Source organism: Actinomadura sp. 3N407 (assembly GCF_052245875.1).
Taxonomy (GTDB): domain Bacteria; phylum Actinomycetota; class Actinomycetes; order Streptosporangiales; family Streptosporangiaceae; genus Spirillospora.
The window spans coordinates 45,432-64,549 of record NZ_JBQQBP010000016.1 but is presented as its reverse complement, the minus strand read 5'-3'; the positions used below and the strand labels follow the sequence as shown (position 1 = coordinate 64,549).

Genomic DNA, 19,118 nt, shown 5'->3' with positions numbered 1-19,118 from the left:
GACCGTTCCAAGTGCCCGTCTGACCTCGCCCTTATGGGAGCATCTCCGAATGGATGTCGAACGCCGGGTCACGCTGCGCTTCGCCGAGCAGAGCCGCGAAGCCGAGACGCACACCAACCTTTCCGCCGTGCGCCAGGACGGCCGCTGCCTCTGGGTGGCGGGCGACGAGACGGCCACCATCGAGCGGCTCACGGCCGTCGTCGGCGAGGACGGGCGCGTCACGGGCTACGGCGGGCACGCCACCGTGAACCTCGCCGACCTCGTCGCGCTGCCGGCCGGCCCCGACGAGGAGGCCGACATCGAGGGCCTGGCCCGCGGCAACGGCTGGCTGTGGGCGATCGGGTCGCACAGCCTCAAGCGCAAGAAGATCAAGCCGGGGCAGAGCGACGCCAAGTCCCGCAAGCGGCTGGCCACCGTCGTGCGCGAGGACAACCGCTACATCCTGGTCCGCCTCCCCCTGGTCACCGGCGGCGACGGGCTGCCCGAGGTCGTCCGCGAGGACGGGGACCGCACCGCCGCCGTGCTCGGCCTGCGCAAGGACTCCATCACCGACCTGCTGGCGGACGACCCGCACCTGGCGCCGTTCCTGTCGATCCCGAGCAAGGACAACGGCATCGACATCGAGGGCGTCGCCGCCCACGGCGACCGCCTCTACATCGGCCTGCGCGGGCCGGTCCTGCGCGGCTGGGCCGTCCTCATCGAGATCCGCCCCGGCACCGACCCGAAGGACCCGCAGAAGCTGCTGCCGCTCCCCGTCGGGGACGACGGCGCGCTCTACCGCACCCATTTCATGGACCTCGGCGGCCTCGGCATCCGGGACCTGTGCCCGCACGGCGACGACCTGCTCGTCCTCACCGGGCCGAGCATGGACCTGGACGGGCCGGTGCGGGTCGTGCGGTGGCGGGGCGCGGCCAAGGCCGACGCGCCCGAGATCGTCACGGCCGCGGACCTGGAGCCGCTCGGCGACCTGCCCTACGGCGACGGCGACGACCACGCCGAGGGCATCGCCGTCCTGGACGAGCCCGACGCCCCGGGGGTCGGCGTCCTGGTGGTCTACGACAGCCCGTCCCCCGCCCGGCTGACCGAGGACGGCGGCGTCATCGCCGACGTGGTGCGCCTCGGCGGGTGACGCCTCCGCCGCCACCCGAGTAAGCGCTCGCTTGCGCGTTCTGCTTGGATGGGTCGGTACCCGGCAGGAAGGCGAGACGAGCATGATCGAGTGGTCCGACGAAGACCTGATGATCCGGGACGCGGTGCGCGGCTGGATCGACGCCGAGGTCCGGCCGAACCTGGACGCGCTGGATTCGGGCGACCTACCGCCGTACGACCTGCTCCGCGGCCTCTACAAGACGTTCGGCATGGACGAGATGGCCCGCGCGTCCTTCCGCGCCCGCCAGGAGAGGGAACCGGGGGACGAGGCGGGCGGCGAGGACGGGGAACGGCCCGGCGGCGGCAACCCGGCGATGTCCATGCTGCCGGTCATCGAGCTGTGCAAGGTCGCCCCCGGCCTGGTCTCGGCGATGGGCGTCAGCTTCGGCCTCGCCGCCGGGACGATCATGAAGCGGGGGACGCCCGAGCAGCGCGAGCGCTGGGCCCTGGACCTGCTCACCCTGGAGAAGGTCGGCGCCTGGGCCATCACCGAGCCCGGCTCCGGATCCGACGCGTTCGGCGGCATGCAGGCGACCGCGAGGAAGGCCGGCGACGAGTACGTCCTCAACGGCGGCAAGACCTTCATCACCAACGGACCCTACGCGGACACGATCGTCTTCTACTGCAAGCTGGACGACGGGCGCGAACCCCGCGACCGCGAGATCCTCACCTTCGTTCTGGACCGGGGCATGGAGGGCCTGGACCAGAGCGGGCCGCTGCGCAAGATGGGGCTGCACTCCTCCCCCACCGGCGAGCTGTTCCTCAACGACGTCCGCGCGGGCGCCGACCGGCTCCTGTCGTCCGGCTCCGGCAGCGGCAAGGACTCCGCCAGGCAGAACTTCGTCACCGAGCGCGCCGGCGTCACGGCGATGGCGCTCGGCGTCATCGAGGAGTGCCTGAAGCTGTCGGTCGAGTACGCCAAGACCCGCGAGCTGTGGGGGCAGCGGATCGGCGACTTCCAGCTCATCCAGCTGAAGCTGGCGAAGATGGAGGTCGCGCGGCTCAACGTCCAGAACCTGGTGTTCCGGCACATCGAGATGCAGCGCGCCGGCCGCACCCCCACCCTCGCGGAGGCGTCGGCGATGAAGCTCTACTCCGCGCAGGCCGCCAGCGAGGTCGCGCAGGAGGCCGTGCAGCTGTTCGGGGGCAACGGCTACATGAGCGAGTACCGCGTCGAGCAACTCGCCCGCGACGCCAAGTCGTTCCAGATCTACGCCGGCACCGACGAGATCCAGATCACCCACATCGCCCGCGACCTCCTGTCCTCCTGACCCGGCCGGCGATCGTGGACATCTGACGTCACCGCGAACTTTTGCGGGCGGTTCGCCGTCGAAAAGGCGGGGGGCGGGTGAGGGCGATCGCCCGTCCCCTGCCGAAGTCCTTTCTGGACAAGCCGACGATGGGGACTGGATACTCACAGCTATGGACGGTCAGCCCTCATTCCCGGTGAGAGCGTCCGACATGGAACGGGACCGGGCTCTGCGGGTCCTCAGCGACCGCGTGGCCGAGGGCCGGATGTCGAACGAGACGTTCGAGCGCCGCGTCGACCAGGTGCTCCAGGCCCGCAACCGGGCCGAGCTGGCCGAGGTCGTGCACGACCTGCCGCCGCCCGGCCGCGTCGTCCGCCGGCTGACCGGCATCATCTCCTCGGTGTCACAGGTGACGGCGCGGGTGGAGGCGGCCTGGCGGGCGCCGCGGCTGCCGCGGTTCATGCTGCCGCCCGGCGACCTCAAGCGCATCGTGGTCGGCCGCGCCCCCGGCTGCCAGTTCGTCCTCACCGACCTGACCGTCTCCCGGTTCCACGCCGAGATCTACCGGGCCGAGGAGGGCTGGATGATCTCCGATCTCGGGTCGATGAACGGCACCCGCCTCAACGGGTGGCGGCTGACCGGCCCGGCCCGCGTCCGGCCCGGCGACGAGGTCGGCTTCGGCAACTCCAGCTTCATCGCCACCGCCCCCTGAACACGACGCCCGGGGTCTCTTGACGTATCGGTAAAGAGTCCTTACTTTTTCTTCCTAGTTAGGAAACTTTCTTAACTAGGAGGCCGCCGTGACCACGTCCGTCCCGGGCACGCCCGGCCTCCTGCGGGTCATCAACGAACGCGCCGCGCTGAGGGCGCTGCTCGACCGGGGGCCGCTGACCCGGCCGCAGATCTCCCGCCTCACCGGCATCTCCAAGCCCACCGCCTCGCAGCTGCTCGCGCGGCTGGAGGAGGCCGGGCTCGTCGTCCGGGACGGGATCCGGGAGGGGCTGCCCGGCCGCACCGCCGAGCTGTACCGGATCAACGGCGCCGCCGCGCACGTCGCGGGCGCCGACGTCACGCCCGCCCGGATCCGGGTCAGCGTCGCCGACCTCACCGGGACGGTCATCGGCGAGCACACGCTGCCGACCCCCGGGCGCACCGGCGTCGACGTGGTCGCCCGCATGGCCGCGGCGCTCGACGGCGCCACCGCGGCCGCGGGGCTCCCGCGTCCCGGTTCTCCCCGCGGCGCCCTCGACCGCGCCGTCATCGGCATCCAGGGCGCGGTCGACCCCGCGACCGGCAGGCTCGGATACGCCTCGCACATCCCCGGCTGGCACATCCCGGACCCGGCCGCGGCGCTGAGCGCCGGCCTCGGCGTGCGCGTCGCGATCGAGAACGACGTCAACCTCGCCGCGCTGGCCGAGCGGGCCGGCGGGCAGGCCGCCGGCGGCGGCGACTTCGTGCTGCTGTGGGTCGCCGACGGCGTCGGCATGGCCGTCGTGCTGAACGGCGCGCTGCACCGGGGCGCCACCGGCGGCGCCGGCGAGATCGGCTACATGCCCGCGGCCGGCGCGCCGCTGATGCGGGACGTGCGCCGCACCCGCACCGGCGGCGTGCACAGCCTCACCGGCGGCGCGGCCGTCCTGAGGCTGATGCGCGAGCACGGCTTCCGGGGGCGGGACGCCGCCACCGCCCTCGGCCGCGCGGCCGCCGACGTCGGGACGGCCGGGACGGCCGGGCGGCGCACGCCCGCGGACGCGGGGGCGCGGGCGGAACGGGCCCTCACCGAACTGGCGACCCGCCTCGGCGCGACCCTCGCCACGGTCGTCGCCGTCCTCGACCCCGCCCTCGTCGTCCTCACCGGCGACGTCCTGCGCGCCGGAGGTGAACCGCTCCGCGCACGCGTCGAACAGCACCTGCACAGCCTGACGATCCCGCGGCCCGAGGTGCGGCTCAGCACCGTCCAGGGCAACCCCGTCCTCGCCGGGGCGCTCCAGCAGGCGCTCCGGGAGACCCGCGACGAGATCTTCTCCGCCGACGTCCCCTGACACCCGGAATCCATCCGCTCCCCCCGAAGGAGAACCGGAGTGCCCACCACCACAAAGCGCCGTTTCGCGGTGGCCCTGGCGGCCACCGGGCTCGGCCTCACGGCCGCCTGCACCGCGGGCGGCGACCAGACCGGCACGGGGCCGGACGCCGACGAGAGGCAGACCATCGAGGTCTGGCACGGCTGGAGCGCCCCGCACGAGGTGAAGGCCTTCGAGGACGCCGTCGCCGGCTTCCGCAAGAGCCGCCCCAACATCACCGTCAAGCTCGTCAAGGGCCAGACCGACGAGCGCATCACCAACGCCATCCGCGGCGGGAACCCGCCCGACGTGGTGTCGTCCTTCAGCACCGACAGCGTCGGGCAATGGTGCCGCAGCGGCGCCTGGCAGAACCTCGCGCCCCACATCGCCGAGTCCAAGCTGGACATGGACCAGTTCCCCCAGGCGGTGCAGAAGTACACCCAGTACAAGGGCACCCGGTGCGCGATGCCGCTGCTGGCCGACGCCTACGGCCTCTACTACAACAAGGACCTCATGAAGGGCGAGCGGCCGCCCAGGACGATGAGCGAGCTGACCGCGCTGGCCAAGAAGCTCACCGTCCGCGACCCGGACCGGACGATCGAGGTCGCCGGGTTCATGCCGTCCGTCCAGTACTACGAGCATCAGGCCCAGCACCTCGCCCCGCAGTTCGGCGTGACGTGGCTGACCGGCGACGGCAAGGCGAACTTCTCCCGAGACCCCGCCTTCAAGGCGTACCTCGAATGGAACAAGAGCCTCATCGACTGGTACGGCTACGACAACGTCAAGACGTTCCTGCGCTCGATGGGCCAGGAGTTCGAGTCGTCCAACCCCTTCCAGAAGGGGAAGGTCGCGATGGCCATCGACGGTGAGTGGCGGACCAAGTTCATCCAGGAGGAGGCTCCCGGGCTGGACTACGGCACCGCGCCCGCCCCCGTCGCCGACGGCCGCGCGTCCGCCTACGGCGGCGGGTTCATCACCGGCACCGTCATCGGGATCCCGCGCGGCGCCGAGCACGGGCGGGCCGCCTGGGAGTTCGTCCGCTACCTCACCACCGACACCGCCGCGCTGGTCACGTTCGCGAACGCGCTGGGGAACGTGCCGTCCACGATCCCGGCGCTGTCGTCACCGGACCTGAGGCTGCCGCCGCAGTTCCGGACGTTCCTCGACGTCTTCGGGCACCCGGCCAGCTCCACGACGCCGCCGACGCCCAACGGCAACGACTACATCGTGCGGTTCCAGAAGTTCGTCCAGGAGCGGTGGGAGCCCGGGAGGGTCGGCGACCTCGACCGGGCGCTGAAAAATCTCGACGGCGAGGTCGACGACGCCCTGAAGCTCGCCGGCGGCTGACCCGTGGCCCCCGGCTCACTGCGCGTCCCCTTCCGCGGGGCGCGGACCGGGACGGCGGCGGCGCGGGCGCGCCGCCGCCGCCGGCTCCGGGTCCTGGCGTTCCTGTCCCCCTGGCTGGCCGGGTTCGGGCTGTTCTTCGCCTACCCGCTGGCCGCCACCGTCTACTTCTCCTTCACCCGCTACAACCTGTTCACGCTGGAGTACGCCGGGCTGGACAACTACACCTACCTCCTGCGCGACGGCGAAGCCTGGACGGCGATGCGGAACACGCTGTGGCTGGTGGCGGTGCTCGTCCCGCTGCGGGTGCTGTTCGGCCTGGGCGTCGCCCAGCTCCTCACCCACATCAGACGCGGCGGCGGCGTGCTGCGCTCGATCCTGTACCTGCCGTACCTGATCCCGCCGGTGTCGGCCACGGTCGCGTTCGTGTTCCTGATGAACCCCGGCACCGGCCCCTTCCACACGATCGGCGACCGGCTCGGGGTCGCGCTGCCCGACTTCTTCAACGAGGCGGCCTGGGCCAAGCCCGGCCTGACCCTGCTCGGCCTGTGGGCCGCCGGCGACGTGATGATCATCATGCTGGCGGCGCTGCTGCACGTGCCGCGGTCGCTGTACGAGGCCGCCGCCATCGACGGCGCCGGCGCCTGGGCCCGGTTCCGGCACATCACGCTGCCGACCGTCTCCCCCGTGCTGGCGTTCTGCGCCGTCACCGGGGTCATCGAGACGCTGCAGTACTTCACCCAGCCGATGGTGGCCGGCAAGGTCGCCTCGGGCCGCGCCGACCTGCCCGGCACCCACTACGCGCCCGGCTACCCGGACGGCTCCACGCTGACGTTCCCGCAATGGCTGTACGACCAGGGCTTCCGGCAGTTCAACATGGGCTACGCCTGCGTGCTGGCGCTGGTCATGTTCGCCACCGCCATGGTGTTCACCCTGTTCCTGCTCCGCCGGTTCGACGCCTTCGCCGGCGAGGAGGCCCGGTGACCGCGGGAAGCCGGTCGCGGCGGATGCTGCTGTGGATCGCCGTGCACGCCACCGCCGTCGCCATCGCCGTGATGTTCCTCGCCCCGCTGGCGTTCATGGCGCTGACCGCCGTGATGTCCGACCGGCAGGCGCTCGGCGGCGACCTGTGGCCGCGCGGCTGGCACCCGGCGAACTTCGCCGAGGTGTTCAGCGGCGACATGGTCCGCTGGACGGTCAACAGCACCGTCTACGCGACCCTGTCCACGGTGTTCATGCTGGTGTCGAGCGTCCCGGTGGCGTACGCGCTGGCCCGGTTCCGTTTCCGCGGCCGCAGGCTCGCGCTGGTCGTGGTGATCTCGGCGATGATGCTGCCGCCGCAGGTCACCATGGTGCCGCTGTACATCGTGTGGGCCCGGCTCGGCCTGACCGGCACGCTGTGGCCGCTGATCGTCCCGCAGCTGTTCGGGGACGCGTTCTCCATCTTCCTGCTGCGCCAGTTCCTCGTGACGATCCCCCGCGAGTACGCCGACGCCGCCCGGGTGGACGGCTGCGGCGAGCTGCGCACGATGCTGCGGGTCGTCCTGCCGATGGCGAAGCCGGCGCTGGCCGCGGTCGCGCTGTTCCAGTTCTTCTACTGCTGGAACGACTACTTCCGGCCGCTCGTGTACGCCGACCCGGACCACTGGACGCTCGCCATCGGCGTCGCGACGTTCCGCGCGGCGCACCATGTGGAGTGGAATCTCACCATGGCCGCGACGCTGCTGACGATCCTGCCGGTGCTGGTCGTGTTCTTCCTCGCCCAGCGGGTCTTCGTCCAGGGCGTCACGTTGACGGGAGTGAAGGGTTGAAGCTGACTGTCATCGGGGGTGGCTCGACCTACACCCCGGAACTGGTCGACGGGCTCGCGCGGGCGCACGGGTCGCCGGCGGTGTCGGAGCTGGTACTCGCCGACCCGGACGCCGCGCGGCTGGAGGTCGTCGGGGGGCTCGCCGCGCGGATGCTCGCCCGCGCCGGCCATCCCGCGAAGGTGGTGACCACGGGCGACCTCGACGCGGCGGTGACGGGCGCGACGATCGTGCTGCTGCAGCTGCGGGTCGGCGGCCAGGCGGCCCGGCACGTGGACGAGACCCTCCCGCTGTCCCGCGGCCGCGTCGGGCAGGAGACCACCGGCGCGGGCGGGCTGGCCAAGGCGCTGCGCACCGTCCCCGTCGTGCTGGACATCGCCGCCCGCGTGGCCGCCCGCGCGCCGGGCGCGTGGATCGTGGACTTCACCAACCCCGTCGGGATCGTCACCCGCGCCCTGCTGGACGCCGGTCACCGCGCGGTCGGGCTGTGCAACGTCGCGATCGGGGTCCAGCGCCGCGTCGCCGCCCTCCTCGGCGTCCCGCCCGGCCGGGTGAGCCTGGGCCACGCCGGGCTCAACCACCTCACCTGGGTGCGGTCGGTGCGGCTGGACGGGCAGGACGTCCTGCCCGGCCTGCTCGACCGGTACCCGGACGAGCTCGCCGCGATCGCCGGTCTCCCCGCCTCCCTCGTCCGCGGTCTCGGCGCCGTCCCGTCGTACTACCTGCGGTACTTCTACGAGCACGACCGGGTGGTCGAGGAACAGCGCGGCGCGCCGTCGCGGGCCGAGCACGTCGCCGCGCTCGAACGCGACCTCCTGGCCGGGTACGCCGACCCCGCCCTCGACACCAGGCCCGCCCGGCTGGACGAACGCGGCGGCGCCTTCTACTCCGAGGCCGCCGTGCAGCTCGTCGCGTCCCTGCTGGGCGACCGCGGCGACGCGCAGGTCGTCAACGTCCGCAACCACGGCACGCTGCCCTTCCTGGACGACCGCGCCGTCATCGAGGTGCCGGCGCGGATCGCCGCGTCCGGGCCGGTTCCGCTGCCCGTCCCGCCCGTCGAGCCGCTGTTCGCCGGTCTGATCGCGCACGTGGCGGCCTACGAGGAGCTGGCGCTGGACGCGGCGCTGCGCGGCGGCGTCGGCCGGGTCGCCGCCGCGCTGCTCGCGCACCCCCTCATCGGCCAGGCGGACGTGGCGGACCGCCTCGCGCGCGACCTGGTCGCCGCCAACCGCGCCCACCTCCCGTGGGCCGTGTGATGGGGGCTCTCGAGGGCGTGCTGGTCGCCGTCGACGGCGGCAACAGCAAGACCGACGCGGCCGTCGTCGGGGCCGGAGGGGAACTGCTCGCCACCGCGCGAGGCGGGGGGTTCCGCCCGCGGGCGGCCGGGCTCGACGCCGCGCTCGACGTCCTGTCGGAGACCATCGGCGCCGTGCTGCGCGACGCCGGCGCCGATCCCGGCGACGTCGTCCACCTCGCCGCCTACATGGCCAACGTGGACTTGCCCGGCGAGGAGGAACGTCTGGAGAAACTGCTGCTCACCCGGGGCGCCGCCCCGAGCGTGACCGTGGGCAACGACACGTTCGCGCTGCTGCGCAGCGCCGTCACCGGGGGCTGGGGCGTCGCCGTCGTCTGCGGCGCGGGCATCAACTGCGCCGGCGTCGCCCCGGACGGGCGCACGGCCCGCTTCCCCTCGCTCGGCGCCCACACCGGCGACTGGGGCGGCGGATCCGAACTGGGCCGCGCGGCGCTGTGGCACGGCATCCGCGGCGAGGACGGCCGCGGCCCTCGCACGGCGCTGACCGCCGCGGTCGCCGCCCACTTCGGTGTGGGCCGGGCCATCGACGCCGGTCTCGGGATTCACACCGGCGAGTTCGACGAGGGCCGCCTCACCGGCCTCGCGCCGGTCGTCCTCGACATCGCCGAGGCAGGCGACGACGTGGCCCGCGGGGTCGTGTCCCGGCTCGCCGACGAGATCGCGATCCTCGGCTCGGTCGCCCTCCGCCGCCTGGATCTGCTCGACACGCCCGCCGACGTGGTCCTCGGCGGCGGCGTCCTGGCCGCCCGCCGCCCGCTTCTCATGGACGCCGTCGCCGAACGCTACGCGGCGCTCGCTCCGCAGGCCCGCCTCCTGGTCCCCGGCGACCCTCCGCTCCTCGGCGCAGCCCTCCTCGCCTTGGACCACATGTCCGCCCCGCCCGCCGCCCACGAAATCCTCCGGACGACCTTCCGCCGCCCTTGACGCTGTAAGGTCCGGCCTGGCGGCCGGCGGGTCAGAGCGGCGGGCGGCGCGACTCCCAGGGGGTGCTGAGGACGACCGTCGTGCGCGTCGCGACGTTCGCGGCGGCGCGGATCCTCTGCAGCAGGTCCTCCAGCTCGTTCGGCGACCCGACCCGCACCTTGAGGATGTAGCTCTCCTCCCCCGCCACCGAATGGCACGCCTCGATCGCCTGCAGATGGGCGAGCCGGTCGGGCGCGTCGTCGGGGGCGGCCGGATCGATCGGCTTGATCGAGATGAACGCGGTCAGCGGCAGCCCGATCTGGCGGCTGTCCAGCTGCGCCGCGAACCCGGTGATGACCCCGCGCTTCTGCAGCCGCCGCACGCGCTGATGCACGGCCGACACCGACAGGCCGGTCTCCTTCGCCAGGTCGGTGAAACTCATCCGCCCGTCGTCGGCCAGCAGGGCCATGATCTGACGATCGATCTCCTCCACGCGGGAAATCTAGCGTGCCCGGGCCGGTTTCCGGGACCCTTTTCCGCGGCGGCCGGCCGCGCGGGCCCTAACGGCGCGCGGTGCGCAGGGGACCGCAGCTGCCGCGGACGACGAGTTCGGTCGGCAGCAGGACGGGCCCTCCCCTGCCCCGGCGGGCGGGCTCGCGCAGCAGCATCTCGCAGGCGCGGTAACCGATGTCGTGGCCGGGGCGGGCGACGGCGGTGAGCGGCGGGTCGCACAGCTCCGCCCACGCGACGTCGTCGACCATCGCGATCGACACGTCGGCGGGCACCCGCAGGTCCAGTTCGCGGGCCACCAGGACGGCGGCCTCGCCGAGCAGGTGCCCGGCGGCGAGGACGGCGGTGACGTCGTCGCGGCGCTGCAGCAGCCCGGCGGCGGCCGCGTAGGCGGCGTCGCTGGCGGGGCGGGCGGCGACGACCAGGTCCTCCTCCACCTGCACGCCGAGCTGGGCGAGGGTGGTGCGGAACGCGTCCTCCCGCACGCGCGACGGGCTGCCGGGGGCGGCGCCGAGGAAGCCGATGCGGCGGTGCCCGAGCCCGGTCAGGTACTCGGTGACCGACCGCACGCCGCCGGCGTCGTCGGCGAGGACGGCGGGGATCTCGGGCAGCCCCGGCGGGACGCGGCCCGCGAACACGACGCTGGAGCACACGCGGGCGGCGCCGCGCCAGTCGGCCTCGGTCCCGGCGGGCATCGCGATGACGCCGTCGACGCGCTGCCCGACGAGCCGTTCGACGATCTCGGCCTCGCGGGACGGGTCGCCGTGCGCGGCGTCCACGATGACGTGCTCGCCGAGGGTGCGGGCGCAGGCGAGCACGCCGGCGATCAGCTCGGCGCAGAACGGGTCGGTGACGTCGGGGACGATCAGGCCGATGCCGCCGCTGCGGCGCAGCTTGAGGCCGCGGCCGAGCGCGCTCGGGCGGTAGTCCAGGTCGCGGGCCGCGGCCAGGACGCGCTCGCGGGTGGCGGTGCTGACCGACCCGGTGCCGGAGAACACCCGTGACACCGTGGCGATGCCGACGCCCGCCGACGCCGCCACGTCCTTGATCGTCGCCGGCCGCGGCGTCATCCGGTCACCGCCCTTCCGCCCGGGGTTTTCGATCACCATCTCATGAACGTCTCTCCCCTGGAAACGATTCCATGGGGTTTACTCCGGTAAGTGCGACATAATCCCTGTTCGTCAGGGGCTAATGGAAACGTTTCCATGAAGGGGTTCCGATGGCAAAGATCGTTCTGGACCGGGTCGACAAGGTGTACTCCGGCGGCGTCAAAGCCGTGGACGCCCTCGACCTGGAGATCCGCGACGGCGAGTTCATGGTGCTGGTCGGCCCGTCCGGCTGCGGCAAGTCCACCGCGCTGCGGATGATCGCCGGCCTGGAGGAGATCACCGGCGGGAAGATCTCCATCGGCGAGCAGGTCGTCAACGACCTCGCGCCCAAGGACCGCGACATCGCGATGGTCTTCCAGAACTACGCCCTCTACCCGCACATGACCGTCGAGCAGAACCTGGCGTTCGGCCTCAAGCTGCGCGGCACGCCGAAGGCGGAGATCAAGCAGAAGGTCCGCGAGGCCGCCAAGATGCTCGGCCTGGAGCAGTACCTGGCGCGCAAGCCGGCCGCGCTGTCGGGCGGCCAGCGGCAGCGCGTCGCCATGGGCCGCGCGATCGTCCGCCAGCCGCAGGCGTTCCTGATGGACGAGCCGCTGTCCAACCTGGACGCCAAGCTCCGCGTGTCCATGCGCGCCTCGCTCAGCCAGCTGCACGAGCGCCTCGGCGTCACCACCGTGTACGTCACCCACGACCAGGTCGAGGCCATGACGCTCGGCTCGCGCGTCTGCGTGCTGCGCGACGGCCAGCTGCAGCAGGTCGACACCCCGCAGCGGCTGTTCGACAACCCGGTCAACCTGTTCGTGGCGGGCTTCATCGGCTCCCCCGCGATGAACTTCGTCACCGCCGAGCTGACCTCCGGCGACGGCGGCGCCCAGGTCTCCTTCGCCGGGTACACGCTGCCCGTCCCGGCCTCGGTGCTCGGCGACCGGCCGGGCCTGCAGAACTACCTCGGCCGCCAGATCGTCCTCGGCATCCGCCCGTCGGACTTCGAGGACGCCGCGCACGCCAAGCCCGAGTGGGCGCCGATGGCGGTCCGCAGCAGCGTCACCGAGGAGCTGGGCAGCGAGATCAACGTCATCTTCGCCATCGACGCCCCGCCGGTCGAGCACAAGGACACCGCCGACCTGGCCTCCGACGCCGCCGAAGGCGAGGAGGACATGACGATCCCGCTGATCGACAACAAGGCGCTGTGGACGGCCCGGGTCAACTCCCGCTCGCACGTGCGCCCGGGGCAGCACGTGGACCTCGCCGTCGACACCCGCCGGCTGCACTTCTTCGACCCGTCCAGCGGCCTGGCCGTCGGGCACCCGGACGCCGCCCTCCGGCACGGCGCGCAGGACGGGGCGTCCCTGCGCAAGTCCGGCTGACCGTCCCCCGCCGAACGACGGTGCCCACGGCCTGCGCAGGCCGTGGGCACCGTCCCTTTCCGGGGTCTTCGGCGGACCGTCCTCACTTCACCGAGCCGGCGAGCACTCCCTGCACGAAGTAGCGCTGGAAGGCGAAGAACACCGCCAGCGGGACGATCAGCGACAGGAACGCGCCGGGCGCCAGGACGTCGATGTTGCCGGTGAACTGCCGCATCTGCGACTGCAGCCACTTGGTCATCGGCTGCGCCTCGGTGTCGGCGAACACCAGCGCGACCAGCAGGTCGTTCCACACCCACAGGAACTGGAAGATGCCGAGCGAGGCGATCGCCGGGCCGCCCAGCGGGAAGATCACCCGCCGGAAGATCGTCCACTCCGAGCCGCCGTCCATCCGCGCCGCCTCGAGGAGGTCCCGGGGGATCGCCGCGAAGAAGTTGCGCAGCAGGAAGATCGCGAACGGCAGCCCGAACGCGACGTGGAACAGCACCACGCCGGTGACGGACCCGAACATCTGGAACCCGCCGAACTCGATGTTCCCGTACAGCTTGGCGACCGGGATCAGCGCCACCTGGACGGGCACCACCAGCAATGCCACCACCACCAGGAACAGCCAGTCGCGCCCGGGGAACTCCATCCACGCGAACGCGTAGGCCGCCAGCGAGGCGATCGCCACCACCAGCAGCGTCGCCGGGACGGTGATCAGCACGGTGTTCCAGAACGAGTCGACGAAGTCGGCCTTGTCCAGCAGCGCCGAGTACGACTCGACGGTCAGCTGCGTCGGCTCGGTCAACACGTTCCACCAGCCGCCGGCGGCGTTGTCCTCGTTGGAGCGCAGCGACGCCACCAGCAGCCCGAGCGTCGGCACCAGCCAGAACAGCGCGATCAGGACCAGCACCGCCTGCGCCGCGCCGCCGCCGACGCGGCCGACGACGCGGGCGGCCACGCCCCGCCGCGGCGCCCCCGCCGCGCCGTTCTCGCCGCCGGCCTCGGACGGCACCTGGGCGGCCTTCTCCGCGGTGCTCATTTGCGCTCCTGCCGAATTCGCCGGACGTTGAACAGCATGGCGGGCGCCACCAGCACGAACAGCAGCACGGCGATGGCGCTGCCGGCGCCCTGGTTGTTGCCGCCGCCGAACGACTCGATCCACATCTCCAGCGCCAGCACGCTGGCGTTCGGATCGCCGCCGCCGATGATGTACACCAGGTCGAACACCTTCAGCACGTTGATGGTCAGCGTCACCAGCACCACCATCAGGACGGGCGCCAGCAGCGGGATCGTCACCCGCCGGAACACCTGCCATTCGGTGGCGCCGTCCACGCGGGCGGCCTCCAGCGCGTCGCGGGGGATGGCGGCGAGCCCGGCGGCGATCAGCACCATCGCGAACCCGGCCCACACCCACAGGTACGACCCGATGATCGCTGGTGTGATCAGGGTGCCGCCGAGCCACTCCGCGCCCCGGTAGGCGGCGGTGAAGTTGTCGGCGGGCAGCCGGATCGTGTACGAGCCGTCGGGCACCTTCGTCATCGTGAACGTGCCGTCGGCGCCGGTGGTGGCGGTGGCGACCACCTTCCCGTCCCGCACCGCCTCGACCTGGACGCCGGGCAGCCCGCTCTCGCCCGCGTTGGGGGCGTTCGGCTGCCCGCCGCCGCCCTTGGTGAAGTCGAACCACACCGTCCCGCTCAGCTGCCCCGGCCTGGCGGGCGGCGGCTGCGCGGCCGGCTCGGCGTCCTCCGGCACGTACTCCGGCTTGACCTTCACCAGGGGGACGAGCGCGCTCTGCCCGGCGGTGTAGGAGTCGACCGTGACCACGCCGCCGGCCTCCGCGCGGACCGGCTGGTCGCCGCCGCGGGGCCCGGCGCCCGGGTAGCTCGTCTCCTTCGCGAACGTGTCGTGGATCGCGACCATCGCGGCGTTCGCCACGCCCTTGTCGGGGTCCTGCTGGTACACCAGCCGGAAGATCACGCCGGAGGCGAGGAACGAGATCGCCATCGGCATGAACACCACGAGCTTGAACATCGTCGACCACCGGATCCGCTCGGTGAGGACGGCGAACAGCAGCCCGACGATGGTCACCACGGTCGGCGCCACCACGACCCAGATGGCGGTGTTGCGGACCGCGATGAGGTTCTCGCGCCCCTGGAAGACCCCGGTGTAGTTGTCCGCGCCGACGAACGTGTCGCCCGAGGCGTCGAACACACTGCGGATCACCGAATAGACGATCGGGTAGACCACGAGGAACCCGAGCAGCACCAGCGCCGGCAGCAGGAACGTCAGGGCCAGCCACGACGGCGGGGTCAGCCGCTCGCGTCCCCGGCGCTCGCGGGGCGGGGCGGGGGCGGGTTCGGCGACGGCGGCGGCGCCGCCGGCCGTCACGGCCGGCGGCACCCCCTCATCTTTCGGAGCCTTCATGCAGGGTTCCCTACTTGTACGCCTCGGCCGCCTCGGCCTCCAGCTTGTCCTGGGTGCCCTTGACGTCCGTCGGGTTCTCCACGAACTGGCGCAGCGCCTCCCACTCGCCGGCGCCGGGGGTCGCGCCGAACGCGGCGGGCGCGAGGTCGGACATGTCGTAGCGGGCGGCCTCGCCGGCCTGCTGCAGCTGGGCGATCAGCTCCTTGGCGATCGGGTCGGAGTAGGCGTCCGGCGGGACGTTCTTGTTGGGCGTCAGGTAGCCGCCGAGCCCGGCCCAGACCTTGCCGGCCTCGGGTGAGGCGAGGAACTTCATCAGCTCCTGCGCGCCCTTGCCGTCCTTCAGCGCGACGGCGGTGTCGCCGCCGAGGATCGCCGGGGCGGTGTCGCCGGCCTTGGGGAAGGCGAACACCTTGGCGTCGGTGCCGACCTTGGCCTCGGTGGTGGCGATGTTGGCGGCGGCGAAGTCGCCGCCGTAGACCATGGCGGCCTTCTCCTGGCCGAACACCTGGGTGACCGACTCGTCGAACTTGGTCTTGGTCGCGGTCGCGACACCGCCGTTGAGGAAGTCGGGCTTGCCCCAGATCTGCGCGAGCGTCTCCAGCGCCTTGCCGACCGTCGGGTCGGTCCACTTGATCTCGTGCTTGGCCAGCTTGTCGTAGTTCTCCGGCCCGGCCTGCGAGAGGTAGACGTTCTCGAACCAGTCGGTCAGCGTCCAGGAGTCCTGCGGCCCGGCGGCCAGCGTGAACGGCGTGGTGCCCGAGTTCTGCAGGGTGGTCGAGCTCTTCACCAGCTCGTCCCACGTCGCCGGCGGCTGCACGCCCGCGTCGGAGAACGACTGCGGCCGGTACCACAGGATCGACTTGTAGGCGGCCTTGATCATCACGCCGTAGGCCTTGCCGTCGGCGGAGCCGAGCTCCTTCCAGTACGGCGCGAAGTTCTTCTCGATCTCCGCCACCACGTCCGCCCCGAGGGGCTTGAGCGAACCCTTCTCGGCGTACTGGCGCATCAGGCCCGGCTGCGGCAGGACCGCCACGTCCGGCGGGTTCCCGGCCGAGATGCGCGGGCCGAGGAACGCGTCGGTGTTCTCACCGGTGGAGGCGTAGTTGACCTTCGCCCCGGTCTTCTTCTCGAACGCCTGCAGCACCTTGCGGAAGTTCTCTTCCTCCGGGCCGGTCCACTTGGCCGCGACCTCGATCGTGGTGCCCTTGAGCTCCCCGCCGCCGGCGGGCGTCGACCCGTCGCCGCCGCCGTCGTCGCCGCCGCACGCGGCGGCCGATGACAGGAGCAGTCCCGCCGCTACGGCGGCTCCCATCACACGCCTTCCGAAACCGGCGGAGCCGGGCCGGGGGGTGTGGGGGGTCGTCCCCCCACGAGCGAAGCTGACCCTCATCCTTCATCCTCCCTGGACGACCCGGCGTCGTCCGATCCCCAGATCGACGCGCCGGACTCGATATCGAAGAAGTGCAGGCGACCGGTGTCGACTCGGATCGTCACCGGGTCGCCGACCTTCACGCGGGTGCGCGGGCTGAACCGCGCGACCAGGTCCGTGCGCGGGGCCTCCAGCTTCCCCAGCACGTCGGTGCCCGCGTCGCGGGCGAGCTCCTTGGTGTCCTCGGTGACGACCTGGGACGCCTCGATCGCGAAGTGGACGAGCACGTCCGAGCCCATCGCCTCCACCAGGTCCGCGGTGGAGGTCAGCGTGGATCCCTCCCGGGTCTCCACGAGCTCGGAGTCCTCCATGTCCTCGGGGCGGATTCCGACGGCGACGTCGGCCCCGAGGTGCGACGCCAGGGCCGGGCGCTCGGTCAGCACCCGGGCCGGAAGCGTCAGGGTCGTATCGCCGATCTCCAGGCGCGGGTTGTCCGCGTCCCCGGTCAGCGTGCCCCGCAGCAGGTTCATGGCGGGTGAGCCGATGAACCCGGCGACGAACAGGTTCGCCGGCCTGTCGTAGAGCTCCTGGGGCGGTGCGACCTGCTGCAGTTCGCCCTTCTTCATCACCGCGACCCGGTCGCCGAGCGTCATCGCCTCGGTCTGGTCGTGGGTGACGTAGATGGTGGTGACCTCCAGGTCGCGCTGGATCCTGGCGATCTCGGCGCGCATCTGGACGCGGAGCTTGGCGTCCAGGTTGGACAGCGGCTCGTCCATCAGGAACGCCTGCGGCTCGCGGACGATCGCGCGGCCCATCGCGACGCGCTGCCGCTGCCCGCCCGACAGGTTGCGCGGCTTGCGGGACAGGTGCTCGGTGAGGCCGAGGGTCTCGGCGGCGCGGTCGACCCGCTCCCTGATCTCGGCCTTCGGCAGCTTGCGCAGCGACAGCCCGAACCCGATGTTGTCGCGGACCGACAGGTGCGGGTAGAGGGCGTAGCTCTGGAACACCATCGCGACGTCGCGGTCCCGTGCCGGCACCCGGTTCACGACCCGGCCGCCGATCGTGACCTCGCCCTCGGAGATGTCCTCCAGGCCGGCGACCATCCGCAGCGCGGTCGTCTTTCCGCAGCCCGATGGGCCGACCAGGACCAGGAACTCCCCGTCGGCGATGTGGAGGTTCAGGTCGGTCACGGCCCGCGTGCCGTCGGGATAGACCTTCCCGACGCTGGTCAGATCGACCTCTGCCACGGCGTCTCCTCTTCTTTACGGCACGGATTCGTCCAGCACGGCGGGACCGGTCCCGCAATGCGGAAGGAACATGACTTACCCCCGCGTAACAATGAAGGTGGTACATGGCGGACGACCCGCGCCGGCGCCCGCGCCCAGGCGGTCAGTCCACGATCACCAGACCGCGCCCGGTGACGTTCATCGGCTCGTAGCCGTCCTCGGTGCACACCACGATGTCCTCGATGCGGGCGCCGTGCGGCCCGGGGTAGATGCCAGGCTCGATCGAGAACGCCATGCCCGGCTCCAGCGGCTCCAGGTTGCCCGCGACGATGTAGGGGTCCTCGTGCGACTCCAGCCCGATGCCGTGCCCGGTGCGGTGGAAGAAGTGCTCGCCGTGCCCGGCCGCCGCGATGACGTCGCGCCCGGCGGCGTCCACCGCCTCGGGCGTCGCCCCGGGACGGACGGCCTCGCACGACGCGCGCTGCGCCTCCTCCAGCACCGCGTAGTACTCCCGGTACTCGGCGGGCGGCTCCCCCACGCAGTAGTTGCGGGTCGAGTCCGAGCAGTAGCCGCTCGGCATCGTCCCGCCGATGTCGACCACCACCGGCTCGCCGGGCCCGATCACCCGGTCCGACGGCTCGGCGTGCGGGTTCGCCCCGTTCGGGCCGGACCCGACGATGACGAAGTCGACGCGCGCGTGCCCCTCGGCGGTGATCGCGTCGGCGATGTCGCGGGCGACCTCGCGTTCGGTGCGGCCCGCCTTCAGGAGACCGGGCACCCGGCGGTGCACGCGGTCGATCGCCGCGCCCGCCTCGCGCAGCGCCGCGACCTCGGCGGCGCTCTTGCGCATCCGCAGCTCCCGCAGCACTCCCCCGGCCGCGACCTGCTCGGCGCCCGGCAGCGCGGCGCGGAACCGCAGCGCCATGACCGCCCACATCCGGTCGGCCACGCCCACCGTCCGCACGTCCCCGGGCAGGCGCCCGGCGACCAGCGCGTACGGGTCGGCGGTCTCGTCCCACGGCACCAGCTCGACGCCGAGGGAACCGGCCGGCGACTCCCGCGCCGCGGGCAGCTCCAGCCGCGGGACGACCAGGAACGCCTCGCCTCCGGCCGGGACCACCAGGCAGGTGAGCCGCTCCAGCTCCTTGGCGTCGTACCCGGTGACGTAGCGCAGGTCCGGGCCGGGCGTCAGCAGCACCGCCCCGAGTCCCGCCTTCGCCGCCGCGTCCCGCACCAGGCCGAGCCTCTCGCGCGGATACAACTCCGTCGTCACACCCGTCTCCCTTCTCCGATCCCTCCAGT

General features: G+C 72.4%; 17 protein-coding genes. 10 read left to right on the top strand and 7 right to left on the bottom strand.

Annotated features, from left to right (window positions below; genetic code table 11):
* Positions 1-49: 49 nt before the first annotated feature.
* The 9 genes from ACTWPP_RS32830 (at position 50) to ACTWPP_RS32790 (ending at position 9,850) form a co-directional block, all read left to right on the top strand.
* On the top strand, positions 50-1,129 hold the full coding sequence (locus ACTWPP_RS32830; protein ID WP_443108273.1) for a DUF3616 domain-containing protein: 1,080 nt from the start codon (positions 50-52) through the stop codon (positions 1,127-1,129).
* An 82-nt stretch (positions 1,130-1,211) separates the two neighbouring features.
* A complete protein-coding gene (locus tag ACTWPP_RS32825) occupies positions 1,212-2,420 on the top strand; it encodes an acyl-CoA dehydrogenase family protein (protein ID WP_443108272.1) in 1,209 nt (402 codons plus the stop codon).
* Between the two features lie 151 nt (positions 2,421-2,571).
* Positions 2,572-3,111, top strand: coding sequence for an FHA domain-containing protein (locus tag ACTWPP_RS32820; protein ID WP_443108271.1), 540 nt, complete (start codon positions 2,572-2,574; stop codon positions 3,109-3,111).
* An 88-nt stretch (positions 3,112-3,199) separates the two neighbouring features.
* On the top strand, positions 3,200-4,441 hold the full coding sequence (locus tag ACTWPP_RS32815; RefSeq protein WP_443108270.1) for an ROK family transcriptional regulator: 1,242 nt from the start codon (positions 3,200-3,202) through the stop codon (positions 4,439-4,441).
* Between the two features lie 39 nt (positions 4,442-4,480).
* Entirely contained in the window at positions 4,481-5,806 is a 1,326-nt protein-coding gene (locus tag ACTWPP_RS32810) for an ABC transporter substrate-binding protein (RefSeq protein WP_443108269.1), read from the top strand.
* Positions 5,807-5,809: 3 nt separating this feature from the next.
* Positions 5,810-6,787, top strand: coding sequence for a carbohydrate ABC transporter permease (locus ACTWPP_RS32805; RefSeq protein WP_443108268.1), 978 nt, complete (start codon positions 5,810-5,812; stop codon positions 6,785-6,787).
* A complete protein-coding gene (locus ACTWPP_RS32800) occupies positions 6,784-7,614 on the top strand; it encodes a carbohydrate ABC transporter permease (RefSeq protein WP_443108267.1) in 831 nt (276 codons plus the stop codon). The genes ACTWPP_RS32805 and ACTWPP_RS32800 overlap by 4 nt, the downstream gene beginning before the upstream one ends.
* Complete coding sequence (locus ACTWPP_RS32795; RefSeq protein WP_443108266.1) at positions 7,611-8,867, top strand: 6-phospho-beta-glucosidase; 1,257 nt, start codon at positions 7,611-7,613, stop codon at positions 8,865-8,867. Before ACTWPP_RS32800 ends, ACTWPP_RS32795 begins: the two co-directional genes overlap by 4 nt.
* On the top strand, positions 8,867-9,850 hold the full coding sequence (locus tag ACTWPP_RS32790; RefSeq protein ID WP_443108265.1) for an N-acetylglucosamine kinase: 984 nt from the start codon (positions 8,867-8,869) through the stop codon (positions 9,848-9,850). Before ACTWPP_RS32795 ends, ACTWPP_RS32790 begins: the two co-directional genes overlap by 1 nt.
* Before the next feature lie 31 nt (positions 9,851-9,881).
* Here the strand turns inward: ACTWPP_RS32790 and ACTWPP_RS32785 are convergent, their stop codons facing one another.
* Positions 9,882-10,322, bottom strand: coding sequence for an Lrp/AsnC family transcriptional regulator (locus ACTWPP_RS32785; RefSeq protein ID WP_443108264.1), 441 nt, complete (start codon positions 10,320-10,322; stop codon positions 9,882-9,884).
* A gap of 67 nt (positions 10,323-10,389) precedes the next feature.
* Positions 10,390-11,448, bottom strand: coding sequence for a LacI family DNA-binding transcriptional regulator (locus tag ACTWPP_RS32780; RefSeq protein WP_443108263.1), 1,059 nt, complete (start codon positions 11,446-11,448; stop codon positions 10,390-10,392).
* 110 nt (positions 11,449-11,558) lie between these two features.
* Here ACTWPP_RS32780 and ACTWPP_RS32775 point away from each other — a divergent pair, with 110 nt between their 5' ends.
* Positions 11,559-12,815: an ABC transporter ATP-binding protein gene (locus ACTWPP_RS32775; protein WP_443108262.1), complete on the top strand. Its 1,257-nt coding sequence runs from the start codon at positions 11,559-11,561 to the stop codon at positions 12,813-12,815.
* Positions 12,816-12,897: 82 nt separating this feature from the next.
* On the opposite strand, the gene ACTWPP_RS32770 is transcribed toward ACTWPP_RS32775, so the two are convergent.
* The 5 genes from ACTWPP_RS32770 to ACTWPP_RS32750 all read right to left on the bottom strand — a co-directional run bounded on the left by ACTWPP_RS32770 (position 12,898) and on the right by ACTWPP_RS32750 (position 19,089).
* On the bottom strand, positions 12,898-13,836 hold the full coding sequence (locus tag ACTWPP_RS32770; RefSeq protein WP_443108261.1) for a carbohydrate ABC transporter permease: 939 nt from the start codon (positions 13,834-13,836) through the stop codon (positions 12,898-12,900).
* Positions 13,833-15,221 (bottom strand): ABC transporter permease subunit, encoded by a 1,389-nt coding sequence (locus ACTWPP_RS32765; protein ID WP_443108260.1) that lies wholly within the window; start codon positions 15,219-15,221, stop codon positions 13,833-13,835. Before ACTWPP_RS32765 ends, ACTWPP_RS32770 begins: the two co-directional genes overlap by 4 nt.
* A 10-nt stretch (positions 15,222-15,231) precedes the next feature.
* Entirely contained in the window at positions 15,232-16,533 is a 1,302-nt protein-coding gene (locus tag ACTWPP_RS32760; RefSeq protein ID WP_443108259.1) for an ABC transporter substrate-binding protein, read from the bottom strand.
* A gap of 74 nt (positions 16,534-16,607) precedes the next feature.
* The gene (locus tag ACTWPP_RS32755) at positions 16,608-17,837 is read right to left on the bottom strand and encodes an ABC transporter ATP-binding protein (RefSeq protein WP_443108258.1); all 1,230 of its coding nucleotides are present in this window, start codon (positions 17,835-17,837) and stop codon (positions 16,608-16,610) included.
* Between the two features lie 142 nt (positions 17,838-17,979).
* Positions 17,980-19,089 carry a M24 family metallopeptidase gene (locus tag ACTWPP_RS32750; RefSeq protein WP_443108257.1) on the bottom strand — a complete coding sequence of 370 codons (1,110 nt, stop codon included), beginning with the start codon at positions 19,087-19,089 and terminating at the stop codon, positions 17,980-17,982.
* Positions 19,090-19,118 lie beyond the last annotated feature (29 nt).